The 13,706-nt window shown below is 68.0% G+C and carries 11 protein-coding genes; 6 read left to right on the top strand and 5 right to left on the bottom strand.

The window, feature by feature from the left end; all coding sequences use genetic code 11:
• The first annotated feature begins 76 nt into the window (after positions 1–76).
• The gene (locus I2W78_RS08735) at positions 77–346 is read left to right on the top strand and encodes an acyl carrier protein (RefSeq protein ID WP_196458437.1); all 270 of its coding nucleotides are present in this window, start codon (positions 77–79) and stop codon (positions 344–346) included.
• 63 nt (positions 347–409) lie between these two features.
• Here I2W78_RS08735 and I2W78_RS08730 read toward each other — a convergent pair whose 3' ends face one another.
• Both I2W78_RS08730 and I2W78_RS08725 read right to left on the bottom strand, forming a co-directional pair.
• A complete protein-coding gene (locus tag I2W78_RS08730) occupies positions 410–1,357 on the bottom strand; it encodes an aromatase/cyclase (protein WP_196458436.1) in 948 nt (315 codons plus the stop codon).
• Between the two features lie 594 nt (positions 1,358–1,951).
• A complete protein-coding gene (locus I2W78_RS08725; RefSeq protein ID WP_196458434.1) occupies positions 1,952–2,365 on the bottom strand; it encodes a hypothetical protein in 414 nt (137 codons plus the stop codon).
• A gap of 617 nt (positions 2,366–2,982) precedes the next feature.
• On the opposite strand from I2W78_RS08725, the gene I2W78_RS08720 reads away from it, so the two are divergent.
• The gene (locus tag I2W78_RS08720) at positions 2,983–6,417 is read left to right on the top strand and encodes a CARDB domain-containing protein (protein ID WP_196458432.1); all 3,435 of its coding nucleotides are present in this window, start codon (positions 2,983–2,985) and stop codon (positions 6,415–6,417) included.
• Positions 6,418–6,665: 248 nt separating this feature from the next.
• On the opposite strand, the gene tnpA is transcribed toward I2W78_RS08720, so the two are convergent.
• Positions 6,666–7,082: an IS200/IS605 family transposase gene (gene tnpA, locus I2W78_RS08715; protein WP_196458430.1), complete on the bottom strand. Its 417-nt coding sequence runs from the start codon at positions 7,080–7,082 to the stop codon at positions 6,666–6,668.
• 25 nt (positions 7,083–7,107) lie between these two features.
• Here tnpA and I2W78_RS08710 point away from each other — a divergent pair, with 25 nt between their 5' ends.
• Entirely contained in the window at positions 7,108–8,331 is a 1,224-nt protein-coding gene (locus tag I2W78_RS08710; RefSeq protein WP_196458428.1) for an RNA-guided endonuclease InsQ/TnpB family protein, read from the top strand.
• A 56-nt stretch (positions 8,332–8,387) separates the two neighbouring features.
• Here I2W78_RS08710 and I2W78_RS08705 read toward each other — a convergent pair whose 3' ends face one another.
• On the bottom strand, positions 8,388–8,720 hold the full coding sequence (locus I2W78_RS08705; RefSeq protein ID WP_196458426.1) for a transposase: 333 nt from the start codon (positions 8,718–8,720) through the stop codon (positions 8,388–8,390).
• Between the two features lie 353 nt (positions 8,721–9,073).
• Complete coding sequence (locus I2W78_RS08700; protein ID WP_196458423.1) at positions 9,074–9,799, bottom strand: dienelactone hydrolase family protein; 726 nt, start codon at positions 9,797–9,799, stop codon at positions 9,074–9,076.
• 637 nt (positions 9,800–10,436) lie between these two features.
• Between I2W78_RS08700 and I2W78_RS08695 the strand changes: the two genes are divergently transcribed.
• The 3 genes from I2W78_RS08695 (at position 10,437) to I2W78_RS08685 (ending at position 13,657) form a co-directional block, all read left to right on the top strand.
• On the top strand, positions 10,437–11,045 hold the full coding sequence (locus tag I2W78_RS08695; RefSeq protein WP_196464481.1) for an ATP-dependent Clp protease proteolytic subunit: 609 nt from the start codon (positions 10,437–10,439) through the stop codon (positions 11,043–11,045).
• Between the two features lie 50 nt (positions 11,046–11,095).
• A complete protein-coding gene (locus I2W78_RS08690; RefSeq protein WP_196458422.1) occupies positions 11,096–11,752 on the top strand; it encodes an ATP-dependent Clp protease proteolytic subunit in 657 nt (218 codons plus the stop codon).
• A gap of 711 nt (positions 11,753–12,463) precedes the next feature.
• The gene (locus I2W78_RS08685) at positions 12,464–13,657 is read left to right on the top strand and encodes a cytochrome P450 family protein (protein ID WP_196464480.1); all 1,194 of its coding nucleotides are present in this window, start codon (positions 12,464–12,466) and stop codon (positions 13,655–13,657) included.
• Positions 13,658–13,706: the final 49 nt, after the last annotated feature.

The raw sequence follows: 13,706 nt of genomic DNA, 5'->3' as shown, positions 1-13,706 counted from the left end.
CACCGGGACGGCCCGAATCATCGGCACGGCCGACAAAACCACACCAACAAGTAGGAATCAGAAGGAAGGAAATATCATGAGTGCGAACGGGGTCACGGCATTGAGCATCGACGACTTCACCCGAATCCTGCGCGAGTCGGCCGGTGAGGAGGAGGCGGTCGACCTGAGCGGGGACATTGCCGACGTGCTGTTCACGGACCTCGGCTACGACTCCCTTGCTCTGCTGGAGGTGGCCGGCCGTATCACCCGTGATTTCGGGGTCGCCCTCCCTGACGAGGGTCTCGACGGCGCCGAGACTCCCCGAGCCTTCGTCGACCTGGTCAACTCGGCCCTGTCGGGAAGCTGAACGAGAACGCGGAAGGCGGGGCCCCGGATCTCCGGGGCCCCGCCCTTTCCGTTCTCCGGAACGTCAGTGGGACGCGGCTCGTTCCGCGATCTCTTTGGCCAGAGTCAGGGTGGCCGTGCTGTTCCTGCCGAGGGCTGTGCGGACCATGTCGCGGGCCGTGTCGAGAGTGGCGTCCGGGCCCAGCAGCTCCCGCACCCGCTCGGGGCGCAGGACGACCGTGTGGTGCGAGGTGGCGCGCACTCCGTGCTGGGTGGGCTCGATGGTCCAGCGGCCCGTGTGCGCGGCCATCAGCGGCGGTACCTGGGTCTGCTTGTACGTGAGCCGGCCAGGTGCGAAACCGACCCGTACCGACTTCGTTGTGTGCACCGAACCGTCGGCGGCGCGAGTGTCCATTTCCACCGTCTGCAGGTCCCGGCCGGGCTCGGTCAGCACGAGCCGGCCCACATGCGGAAGCCGCTCCTCCCACAGGTCGGCCCGCCACAGGAAGTCGTACACCTCCTGCTGCGCGCCCGAGATGTCCACGTGGTCGGCGAATGACAGCAGCGCCCTGGGTTCCGCTGCCAGAGACTCGGCCGCCGTCTTCAGCGCGGCCAGTTCGGAGCTGCTGTTGGTGTCGACGGCGCGCTCCACCCACTCGCGGGCCACCGGGTCGTCGTCGACCACGGTGAAGTCGTGCAGCAGCACGACGCTGCTGCCGCCCGGAGCTGCCTCGATGATCCACTCGCCGCCCATCGACGCGACCGGCGCGGACGAGACCTCCTGGCGGAACGTCACCCGCAGCGCGCTCGGATCCAGTTCACGGAGGGAGGTCCACGACCGCACCTCCCCGTTCGCGAACGCCCAGAGCCGCAGCCGCTCCGACCGGTCGTCCCCGTCGAGCTTCTCCACGTGCACGGTGGGAGGAAAGATGTGCGGCCAGTCTTCCGCCGCGGCGATCAGCTCGTACACGGCCTTGGGTTCGGCCGCCACATCGATCGCATGATGCGTCCTGACGACGCCTGAGTCCGACATGAGGTGCCCCTTTCCGAGATGCAGCCGCGAGTGTCCGGGCCATCGCTCCAGCGGCAGTGGAGACCGACTGGACGATTGGCTGCGCCCGGCTCGTCCAGCGACACCGGCAGACGCCGCCGGAACTTCTCCCGGTACAGCGCGAGGTCCTCGGCGACCGCGCCCGAGAGGTCGCTCGGTGTATGTGCGGGACGCTGTCGGCTGGAAGGCATGAGTCCATTTGGGCGGCCGGAGAAGTGCCGTGGGTCATGAGACGCCAGCTGGCCTCTGGAGCGACCGGGACAGAGCCTGCTGGGGAACTGGTCGTGGCAGCTCGGTCTGCCCCGAGCGGGTGGACGGACTCGCGGCCGTGACGCTCGCTTGACGCTCCGGGCGCCCGCAAGCGGGATGGTGAGCCGAAGAACCTGCTCTGACCTGCGGGTTTTCCTGCCTTGCTCAGGCCGACATGTTTCCTATGACGCATCATGTGGAGTGCGTGGCGATCCTTGAGCTGGCGGCCAAGGGCTTCTGACGCGTAATTAGGTCCAGGTCAGGGGCTGTTTGGGCAGGGCTGGGTGCCCGGTGGTCGAGGCCGCCGGGCATTTGGTCTGTGGTTGGTCAGGCTGTGCCTTCGATCGGGTTGAGGGTGACGGTGTAGCCGAGCTGGTTGAGGGCGGTGATCGCGCGGCCGGTGGCGCGTTCGGGGTCACGCTGGGTGAAGTAGGTGCCGCCGAGTTCGTGGTAGGGGACGTGGTCGGTGAGCGTGTGCCAGATCGCGGTGATGATCGAGTGCTCGACGGCGACCAGGGCCCTGAGGGGGCCGCGGCGGGCGGTCAGTCGCTTGTGGCGGGCCTGGAGGTAGGTGTTCCTTGGTTCTTGCCGCGCCGAGCGCTGCGAGTCCGAGGGCGCCTTTGAGATGCGGGCCTGCCCGTCGTCTTCGCCCTGACCGGCGCCAAGGCCGGCGAACGCGGAACCTGCTGGACCCCCTCGCGGCCGAACCGCACCTCCTCGCCGCCCGGGAAGGCCAGACACTGTTCGGCGACAAGAACTACTTCGGCCTCACCTTTGAACACGAACTTGCCCGGCAGGGCATCCGGTTGCTGCGGCCAACCGGCGAGGGCGAACGGCAGCGACCCGGCGGATCCCTGTTCAAGCCGTTGCGGCAGACCATCGAGTCCGTCAACGAAACCTTCAAGGGACAGCTCGACCTAGAACAGCACCACCCTCCGCTCGCCCTACCTCATACGATCACTGACCTCTTGGGCGAGCCAGCGATCTTACGTAAAAAGCTCAATAAATTGCGTCCTTTTGAGGGGTCGGGTAGTAGGAACGCCTCCCGTCATCGTCGCCGCTCAGGGAAGCTTCCAGGTAGGGCGCCACGGCTGCGTGGGGACCGGCAAACGCAATCGCGCCGCAAGGCACGCAAGCGGATTTCGTGCCAACTGCTACGTCTTTGCATGCCGTTGACAAATCGGAGACACGCGAGAAGCCTGTTGAGCGATTTCCGCAAGAAGTCGACTGTCTGGCTCAATTGGCGTACAGGAGAGTGTCCGCCCCTCAGGGTAGTCTCCCGCGTCCCGCGTCTCCCTGCCACGATCCCTCCCGCTCGCACCTGCCGCGCTCCCCACCCCTTGGAAGAGGAGGACCCCATGAGATGGAGAACCCTCGGCCGGCGGTCGCTGTCCGGCGCCGTCCTGGCCGGGCTCATGACCGCCGGGCTGTTACCGATGCCCTTCGCCTCCACCGCTCAGGCCGCCCCGGCAGTGCAAGCGTCGACGGCCGCCGACGTCAACCTCGCGCTCGGCCGCCATGCCACGGCAGGCGGCTCCCTCGGCGCGTACCCGGCCGGAAACATCACCGACGGTGCCCAGGCATCCTACTGGGAGGGGCCGGCCGGCTCCTTCCCCCAATGGGTGCAGGTCGACCTCGGCGCCGCCCTGACCCTCGACCGGGTGGTGCTCAAACTGCCCGCCGGATGGGAGAGCCGGACCCAGACCCTCTCCCTCCAGGGCAGTACCGACGGCTCCGCCTTCACCACACTCGCCGCTTCGGCCGCACGGCTGTTCAACCCGGCGCAGAGCGGCACCGTCACCGTGGACCTGGCCTCCCCTGCCGACGCCCGCTACGTCCGCGTCAACGTCACCGGCAACACCGGCTGGAACGCCGCGCAGCTCTCCGAACTCGAGGTGTACGGCGACGAAGGCGGGACCGAGCCGCCACCCACCGGCACCAACCTGGCCCGCAACAAGCCGGTCGAGGCCACCTCGACGACGCAAACCTACGTCGCCGCCAACGCCACCGACGACTCGACCTCGACCTACTGGGAGGCGGCCGGCCACCCGGCGGACCTCACCGTCAAACTGGGTACCGCCGCGGACGTCACCGCTGTGGTGGTCAAGCTCAACCCGGACCCGGTGTGGGGCGCCAGGACCCAGGGCATCCAGGTGCTGGGCCGCGCACCGTCCGACACCGACTTCACCTCGCTGCGCGACCGCGCCGACTACGCCTTCAGCCCGGGTACGGGCAACGCGGTGACCATCCCGGTCAGCGGTCGCTGGACCGACATCCGGCTGAGGTTCTTCTCCAACAGCGGCGCCCCCGGCGGGCAGGTCGCCGAGTTCCAGGTGGTTGGTACCGCTGCGCCCGCGCCCGACCTGACCGTCACCGGTCTGGACTGGTCACCGGCCGCCCCGTCGGAGCGGGATCCGGTCACCGTCAATGCCGGTGTCCGCAACGCCGGCACCGCGCCCTCGGCCGCGACGACGGTGGACGTCACCGTGGAGGGGACGGTCGCCGGCAGCGTCGCGGTGCCCGCCCTCGATGCGGGCGCGTCCACCACCGTCGCCGTTTCCACCGGCACTCGCGCAGCCGGCAGCTACGCGGTCTCCGCGGTGGTCGACCCCAGGAACACGGTTGCCGAACTGGACGACACCAACAACAGCCGCAACGCCGCGGACCGGATGGTCGTCAGCCAAGCCCCCGGCCCCGACCTCGAGGTGAGCTCCATCACCACGAGCCCGGCGAACCCGGCCGTGGGCTCGCCCGTCTCCTTCACCGTCGCCGTGCACAACCGCGGCACGACCGCCGCGGCGGCGGGTTCGGTGACCCGGCTCCAGGCCGGCACCACCACGCTGAACGGCACGACCGGCCAGGTCGCGGCCGGTGCCACGGTGAATGTGCCGATCAGCGGCACATGGACGGCGACAGCCGGCGGCGCCACCCTCACCGCCACCGCGGACGCCACCGGCGTAGTCACCGAGACAAACGAGAACAACAACGTGCTCGCCAAGTCCCTCGTCGTCGGACGCGGCGCGGCCCTGCCGTACACCGAGTACGAGGCGGAGGACGGCCGCTACCAGGGCACGCTGCTCACCGCTGACGCCAAGCGGACCTTCGGGCACACCAACTTCGCCACCGAGTCCTCCGGCCGTAAGTCCGTCCGGCTCGACTCCGGCGGCCAGTACGTCGAATTCACCTCCACCACACCCACCAACTCCATCGTGGTGCGCAACTCCATCCCCGACGCCTCCGGGGGCGGGGGAGCCGACGCCACCATCAGCCTGTACGCCGACGGCGTGTTCGTGCAGAAGCTGAGCCTCTCCTCCAAGCACAGCTGGCTGTACGGAAGCACCGACGACCCGGAGGGACTCACCAACCGGCCCGGCGGCGACGCGCGGCGGCTCTTCGACGAGGCCCACGCGCTGCTGTCGCGGACCTACCCGCAGGGCACCACGTTCCGTCTGCAGCGTGACGCGGGTGACTCGGCCACCTACTACATCATCGACCTGATCGATCTGGAGCAGGTCGCTCCCCCGGCGGCCAAGCCGGCGAACTGCACCTCGATCACCGAGTACGGGGCCGTCCCCGGCGACGGACTCGACGACACGGACGCCATCCAGCGGGCTGTCACCGCCGACCAGAACGGCCAGATCTCCTGCGTGTGGATCCCGGCCGGGCAGTGGCGTCAGGAGCAGAAGATCCTCACGGACGACCCGCTGAACCGCGGCCAGTTCAACCAGGTCGGCATCCGGGACGTCACCATCCGAGGCGCGGGCATGTGGCACTCCCAGCTCTACACCCTGACCCCGCCGCACGAGGCCGGCGGCATCAACCACCCGCACGAGGGCAACTTCGGCTTCGACATCGACCACAACACCCAGATCTCGGACATCGCCATCTTCGGCTCGGGTACCATCCGCGGCGGCGACGGCAACGCCGAGGGCGGCGTCGGTCTCAACGGGCGCTTCGGGAAGAACACGAAGATCACCAACGTGTGGATCGAGCACGCCAACGTCGGTGTCTGGGCCGGCCGCGACTACTCCAACATCCCCGAGCTGTGGGGACCCGGCGACGGGCTGGAGTTCACCGGCGTGCGGATCCGCAACACCTACGCCGACGGCATCAACTTCGCCAACGGCACCCGCAACTCCACCGTCTACAACTCCTCGTTCCGCAACACCGGCGACGACGCACTGGCGGTGTGGGCCAGCAAGTACGTCAAGGACACCTCCGTCGACGTCGGCCACGACAACCACTTCCGCAACAACACGATCCAATTGCCCTGGCGGGCCAACGGCATCGCGGTCTACGGCGGCTACGGCAACACCATCGAGAACAACATCGTCTCCGACACGATGAACTACCCGGGCATCATGCTGGCCACCGACCACGACCCGATCCCCTTCTCGGGCCAGACTCTCATCGCGGGCAACGCCCTGTACCGGACGGGTGGCGCCTTCTGGGGCGAGGCACAGGAGTTCGGCGCCATCACCCTCTTCGCCCAGGCCACGGACATTCCGGGGGTGACCATCCGGGATACCGAGATCCACGACTCGACCTATGACGGCATCCAGTTCAAGACGGGCGGCGGCGCCATGCCCGGCGTGAAGGTCATCGACGTCCGCATCGACAAGTCCGTCAACGGCTCCGGCATCCTCGCGATGAGCGGCGCCCGCGGCAGTGCCGACCTGACCAACGTCACGATCACCAACTCGGCCCAGGGTGACGTGCTCATCGAGCCGGGCTCCCAGTTCAGGATCACCGGCGCACCGGCCGGGCCGACCGTCGCGCGCAGGCACGGCTGATCCCTGCGGGGTCTCCGGCTCCCCCGGCGGGGCCGGAGACCCCTTCCGCTCGTCCGACGGACGGTCGGGTCCGCCTCAGCTACCGGAATTCATTCGCAGTGCATCGGCCTTCAGGCCGGTGGTGAAGCGAATCTGATGGTGGCGACGCGGAGCGTCGCGGAATCAGGTCCGGCGGAGCGGGACACCGCAGTTCTTCGCATGCGGTGCGGAGCATCACGAGGCGGCGTCCCGGCGGAGCCGGGCAGTGCTCATACCGGCCGGTTCTGCTGTTCGATGTACTGCTTGACCACGGTCAGCGGTGCGCCGCCGACGGTGCCGGCGAAGTAGGACCCGGACCAGAGTTTGTTGGCCCGCCAGTAGTGCCGTACCAGGTCGGGGAACTCCTGGCGCAGGCGGCGGGAGGAGACACCCTTGAGGGAGTTGACCAGCTTGGTCACGGCGACCTTGGGCGGGAAGTTCACCAGCAGATGGACGTGGTTGTTCTCGCCGTTGAACTCCACCAGCTCGCACTCGAAGTCCGTACACACCGACCGCATGATCTCCTCCATGCGCCTCAAGTGGGCATCGGTGAACACCTTGTGCCGGAACTTGGTCACGAAGACCAAGTGGACGTGCATCACGAAAACACAGTGCCTACCAGTTCTGATCTTCTGCATCTCGCCCATAATCCAAGTATGTATCGTGGCCGTCATGCAGCTCAGGTACGCCTTCAGGTTGTACCCGGACACCGGCCAGCAGAGGGCGTTGGCGAAGGCGTTCGGGTGCGCCCGCGTCGTCTTCAACGACGCGGTCCGCGCCCGTGAAGACGCCCGCAAGGCCCAGCAGCCGTTCCCGAAGATCGGCGAGCTGTCCACCCGCCTGATCACCCAGGCCAAGGGGACGGCGGAACGCTCCTGGCTGGGCGAGGTCTCCGCGGTCGTCCTCCAGCAGTCTTTGCGCGACGCCGAGACTGCGTACCGCAACTTCTTCGCCTCCCTCAAGGGCACCCGCAAGGGCCCCAAGACCGGTCCGCCCCGTTTCAAGTCCCGCAAGGACGCGAGGCAGTCGATCCGGTTCACCGCCAACGCCCGCTGGAACATCACCGACAGCGGCCGTCTGAACCTGCCGAAGATCGGCGCGGTGAAGGTGAAGTGGTCCCGCACGCTGCCCACCACCCCCACCTCCGTCACCGTCATCAAGGATGCGGCCGGCAGGTTCTTCGCCTCCTTCGTCATCGACACCGACCCCGCCCCCGACCAGGCCCGGATGCCCGAAACCGACCGCACCATCGGCATCGATCTCGGCCTGACCCACTTCGCGGTCCTGTCCGACGGCACGAAAATCGACTCTCCGCGCTTCCTGCGCCGCGCGGAGAAGAAGCTGAAGAAGACCCAGCAGGAGCTGTCCCGCAAGCAGAAAGGAAGCAAGAACCGCGCCAAGGCCCGCCTGAAGGTCGCCCGCGCCCACACCAAGGTCGCCGACGCCCGCCGAGAGTTCCATCACCAGCTCTCCACGAAGCTGATCTCCGAGAACCAAGGGATCGCCGTGGAGGACCTGTCCGTAGCGGGACTGGCCCGCACGAAGCTGGCCAAGTCCGTGCATGACGCCGGATGGGCGTCGTTCATCAGCATGCTGGAGTACAAGGCAGAACGGTACGGCCGCACCCTGGTCAAGATCGGCCGGTTCGAACCGACCTCCCAGACCTGCTCCACCTGCGGCGCCGTGGACGGACCCAAACCCCTGAACGTCCGGGAATGGACCTGTACCGCCTGCGGCACCGTCCACGACCGGGACGTCAATGCCGCGATCAACGTGAAGACGGCCGCCGGACTGGCGGTATCGGCCTGCGGAGCGCCGGTAAGACCGGGAGCAATCCCGGCACAGCGCGAAGAAACAGGAAGCCACGGATTCCCGACCGAACCCCGTGCCGCGTAGCAGCACAGCAACGGAACGGAAGGCCAGAATCCTCGGGCTTCAGCCCGAGGTGCAAGTCAATTCACCCACAAGGCCACGAATCCCTTGCACACATCACGCTCCGTCTCCAGCTCGCGGATGCGCTTGTCCTTCTCCCTGGCCTCGGCCCGCAACCGCTCCAGCTCCGCCCGCTCGCTCTCCCGCAGACGACCGCCGGGCGACGGCTCCGCCACCGGCCGGTCCGACGACGGCGACCCGTTGCGCCGCGCCCGCGACACCCAGCTGTGCAACGTCCCCGGATGGATGCCCAGATCCTCAGCCACCTCCGGAACCAGCTTCCCGGTCTCCGTCACGATCCGTACCGCTCCGTCGCGGAACTCAGCATCGTAGATGCGCTTCCTGGATGCCATGACCCCCAACTATCCCTCCGGTCACGGTCTCCACAGTAGGAGGGGAACCTCAGATGCCCGGCGCAAGATCTCCCGCTCCAGCCGCCACTCCTTCTCCGCCTTCGGCAGCCGTCTGGTTCTCTTGCGGACCCACGTGCGCAGCGTCTCCCGTGCACTTACCGGCGGGCGCGCGGTACAGCGCGACGGCATCTTTCCGGAAGTCCTCCGGGTACGGAGACGTGAAGCGGCCCGGATGCTACCGCCTGCCGTCCCGAATATCGATGTGCCGATCCGCATCCCAGCACCCACCCCAGGTGCGCCGTCTGATTGACGGAACCCACAGGGGCTTCCCGCCGAGGAAGGCCCCCTGTGCGTCATTCCGCCAAGGGCAAGCACTCGGTGAGCAGGTCCACGACGTCGCGCCAAGCGCGCTGTGCGTGCCGCGGGTGGTGGGCGACGCCGGGGACCACCGGCTGGTCGACGGGAGGGTGGTGGAAGGCGTGCACGGCGCCGCCGTAGAGCACGAGACGCCAGTCGACACCCGCATCCTGTATCTCGGCGGCGAACGCCTCGCGCTGTGCCGGAGGCATGATCGGGTCCTCCGATCCGACCCCGGCCCACACCGGGCACCGGATGCGTGCCGCCTCGCCCGGCCGGCCGGTGGTGAGTGCGTTGACTGTGCCGATCGCCCGCAGGTCGACGCCGTCGCGGCCGAGTTCGAGCGCGATCGCACCCCCGGTGCCGTAACCGATGGCGGCGATCCGGTCGGGGTCGGTGCGCGGTTCGGCGCGCAGGATGCCGAGGGCCGCGTGGCCGATGTCCCGCATCCTCCGTGGGGCGCAGAGCAGAGGGGTGACGCGCGCCAGCATCTCCTCGGGGTCGGTGAACCAGCGTCCGCCGTTGATGTCGAAAGCCAGTGCGACGTAGCCGAGTTCGGCCAGGGCGTCGGCGCGACGCCGCTGGAAGTCGTTCAGCCCCGGTCCCTCGGGGCCGATCAGGACCGCGGGCCGACGGCCGCTGCCGGCCGGGAGCGCGAGGTGGCTGACCATGGTCAGGCCGTCGGCCGGATAAGTGACCGTGCGCGTCGTAACCGTCGTCATGCGAACAGACTGTAATGACCGGGGAGTTGTTCCGGACGGCTGCTGCCACCGAGGGTGAGGGCCCGGTATACGTCTGACGTGCAGTCTTCCTTCGCGGATTGCCGCCTGTGGCTTGACCGGACGGCTGACGTCGCTCGTGTACCGGGGTTGACGCAGAGTCAGGAAGGGGGGGCGGTGAAAAACCGGGGTCGGCATTCCTCTTGCGTGGGACCTGTGATCATGAAGTCGCCATCGGGGAACGGGCAGTGCGTTGTTCGTGGGCGGGTGGGCCGGCATTTCGTTCTGGCTTGATCCAGGCGCCGATTATTCCCCTATGTGCCCGTGAATGAGTGGGCGGGCTCGCGGCCCGGGCCTTCTCGTGTCGGCAGGGGAGAGATGTACTCCCCCTACTTTCAAGCCACTTGAGTGCGGTACACGTTCTCTGCTCTCAGCGAAGCGCTCGCCTTTGCCCAACGGTGCAGGCTGAATTACGTGTTAGCTTCACGGTGCATGGGGTGGGGGCGAGCGCACCTGCCTCTACGGCCGGTAGGCGCCGGATTGACGGACGGAGTCCCGGCCCCACCAAAGGGTGCCGCGCGCGAACAAAGGAGTGGAACGGATGAGCAATCGGCAGTTGCCTCTCGAAGCACAGCAGAAGATGCCCTATGCCCGCGCCAGCGGTGACGCCCTTGGCGCGGATGCGGTCTACAACCGCCTTCTCGACGACCGGATCGTCTTTCTGGGCAAGGAAGTCGACGACGAAATCGCCAACCGCATTACCGCGCAGATGCTGATGCTCGCCTCGGATCCGACCCGTGACATCTACCTGTACATCCACTCGCCGGGTGGCTCGGTCACCGCAGGTATGGCTGTCTACGACACGATGCAGTACATCAAGAACGATGTCGTGACCATTGCGATGGGATTCTGCGCCTCCATGGGGCAGTTCCTCCTCACCGCCGGTACGAAGGGCAAGCGCTTCGCGCTGCCGCACACCAAGATCCTGATGCACCAGCCCTCGGCGGGCCTCGGGGGCTCGGCCTCCGACATCAAGGTCTACATGGACCAACTGATTCGCACCAAGCAGGAGATGGCCGAGCTCATCGCCCACCACTCCGGCCAGGACGCCGAGACGATCACGCGTGACTCCGACCGGGACCGCTGGTTCACCGCCCAAGAGGCCAAGGAGTACGGCCTGATCGACGAGGTCCTGTCGTCGGGCGATAATCACCCCGCCCTCGGATCGAGCGCCCAGTCGCCTTCCTGACCGGCACGTTCGGCCATCCCCCAGAAGGGCCAAGTCCAGTGAGCACGTCCATGTCCACCCCAGCGGCGGGTCCGTCCGGATCCGGCCGTCTGCGCCCTGAAAGCCGCTACGTGACGCCGCGCTTCGTCGAGCGCACCGCGCAGGGCACCAGGGAGTACGATCCTTACGCGAAGCTCTTCGAGGAGCGTGTGATCTTCCTCGGCCACGAGCTCGACGACGTTGTGGCGAACGACATCATGGCCCAGTTGCTGTGCCTTGAGTCACTGGATCCGCAGCGGGACATCTCCATGTACATCAACTCGCCCGGTGGCGACCTCACGTCGCTCACCGCGGTGTACGACACGATGCAGTTCGTGCAGCCCGACATCCAGACGGTCTGCCTGGGGCAGGCCAACTCGGTGGCCGCCGTGGTCCTGGCTGCGGGCACGCCCGGCAAGCGCCTGGCGCTACCGGGGGCCCGGGTCGTCCTCAGCCAGCCGCACAGCCCCGGCAGCCAGGGCCAGGTCTCCGACCTGGTGATCCATGGCCGCGAGGTGCAGCGCCAGCGAGAGCTCGTCGAGGGATTCCTCGCCCGCCACACCAGCCGTGATGTCGCCAAGGTCCACGAGGACATCGAGCGCGACCGCGTGCTCACGGCGGAGCAGGCCCTGGAGTTCGGGATCGTCGACCAGGTGGTTACCCCGCGTTCGGTCGCAGGGGTCCGCTGACTCCTGCCGTTCCTTCTGCGCTGCCGCCGCCGTCTCGGTGTGCGGCCGCGCAGGCGTCCTGAGGGGTAGCGGCGCAGCCGCGGCCCGGCCCCGGCCCCATGGAACGGGGCCGGGCGCTTGAGCGCTGCGCACCATTCCGAACACCGTGAGCCCGGCGCAAGCGAAGAAGTATCTCGCCGGGCTCATTGGCATGCCCAAAATTCGTGAGTGTTCCGGAAACCTTGGCGGCAGCTTTCCCGTGGGCCGGCGACGCGATTTTGAAGTCTTTACGACCGCCGGCCATCCCGTCGTGATGTTCGGGTTGAGTAGGGGTGCCAGATGTCAGAGTTTCCATCAGTCGACTTTGAGCCGCTGGGCGGACCTGTGTTCGGCCGAGTCCTGACCATTAGGCCGCGTTGGCCAGGGATTTAGTGGTTGCGCAGCGCATGATTCACGCCACTGGTGCGGATGCGAGAACCTTGAACACCTTGTGCGACCACCGGGTTTGGTGTTGTATCTGTGGCCAGAGAAACCATCTATGTGAACGGCCGTGGCGAGGAGAAGCATCACGCCCGCTTCGGCGTTGTTAAGTGAGCGGCCGTGCTCGGAGTGGCCGGCGGGGCCGGTAACCCGGGCCTGAGGGAAGGGAATTCCGTCGTGACCGAGACGGAGAAAGCCGCCGACGATCCCGCGATATCCGACTTAACCGACCGGCCCGACAGCCCCGGCGGGATCGAGGTGCTCGCCTCGCTCAGCCCCGACTTCACCGCCGACCCTTACGTCGCCTACGCGCGGCTGCGCGAGCGCGGTCCGGTGCACCAGGTAGTGACGCCCGACAGGGGCCTGGTGTGGCTCGTGGTCGGGTACGAGGCCGCGCGCGAGGCCTTCACCTCCCCACAACTCAGCCGGGACTGGCATCGCGAGTGGCGGCAGAATGGCTGGAGCCCGCCGTACGCCCTGAACATGCTCGGCAACGCCAACATGCTGATGAGCGACCCGCCCCACCACACCCGGCTGCGGAAGCTGGTGGCGCGTGAGTTCACGGCCCGGCGGGTCGAGGGGATGCGGGGCCGCATCCAGGAGATCACCGACGAGCTGCTGGACCGGATGACGGCGGACGGAGCGCGCCGCGCCGACCTCATCGAAGCGCTCGCCTCCCCGCTCCCCATGATCGTCATCTCCGAACTGCTCGGCGTCCCCGGCCTGGACCGCGCCGCCTTCCACGCCTGGTCCAACGAGACCCTCGCGCCCACCAGCCCCGAGGCGGAGAAGGAGGCGTACGAGCAGGTCATGCCGTATCTCACGGGGCTCATCGCCGCCAAGCGCGAGAGCCCCGGGGAGGACCTGCTCAGCGCCCTCGTCCACACGGTCGACGAGGGCGGCGACCGGCTCACCGAGGACGAGCTGATCTCGTTGGCCTTCCTGCTGCTCGTCGCCGGGCACGAGACGACGGTCAACACGATCGGCAACGCGGTGCGCGCGCTCTTCGCGCACCCCGAGCAGCTGGCGGCCGTACGAGCCGATCCGGCGGGGCTGGCGGCTGGGGTGGTGGAGGAGACGCTGCGCTACGACGGGCCGGTGGAGACCACCACGCCGCGCATCGCCCTGGAGGAGACCGAGATCGGCGGCGTACGGGTGCCGCGCGGTGCCATCGTGCTGATCACCATGGCCGGCGCGGACCGCGACCCGGCGCGCTTCCCCGATCCGGATCGCTTCGACGTACGGCGCGAGGATGCCCGGGGCCATCTCTCCTTCGGACACGGGATCCACTTCTGCCTGGGCGCCCCGCTCGCCCGCCTCGAGGGGGAGGTGGCGCTGAGCACGCTCCTGGAGCGCTGCCCGGACCTGGCGGCGGACGGGGAGCCGGGGGAGTGGCTCCCGGGGATGCTGATCCGGGGGGTGCGGGAGCTGCCGGTGCGGTGGTGATACGCCCGCCGCGGGCGCGCTGACGGGCGGGTGAGCGGTTGCGGCACGC

Source organism: Streptomyces spinoverrucosus (assembly GCF_015712165.1).
In the GTDB taxonomy this organism is placed as follows: Bacteria; Actinomycetota; Actinomycetes; order Streptomycetales; family Streptomycetaceae; genus Streptomyces; species Streptomyces spinoverrucosus_A.
This window is presented reverse-complemented; position numbering and strand designations above follow the sequence as displayed.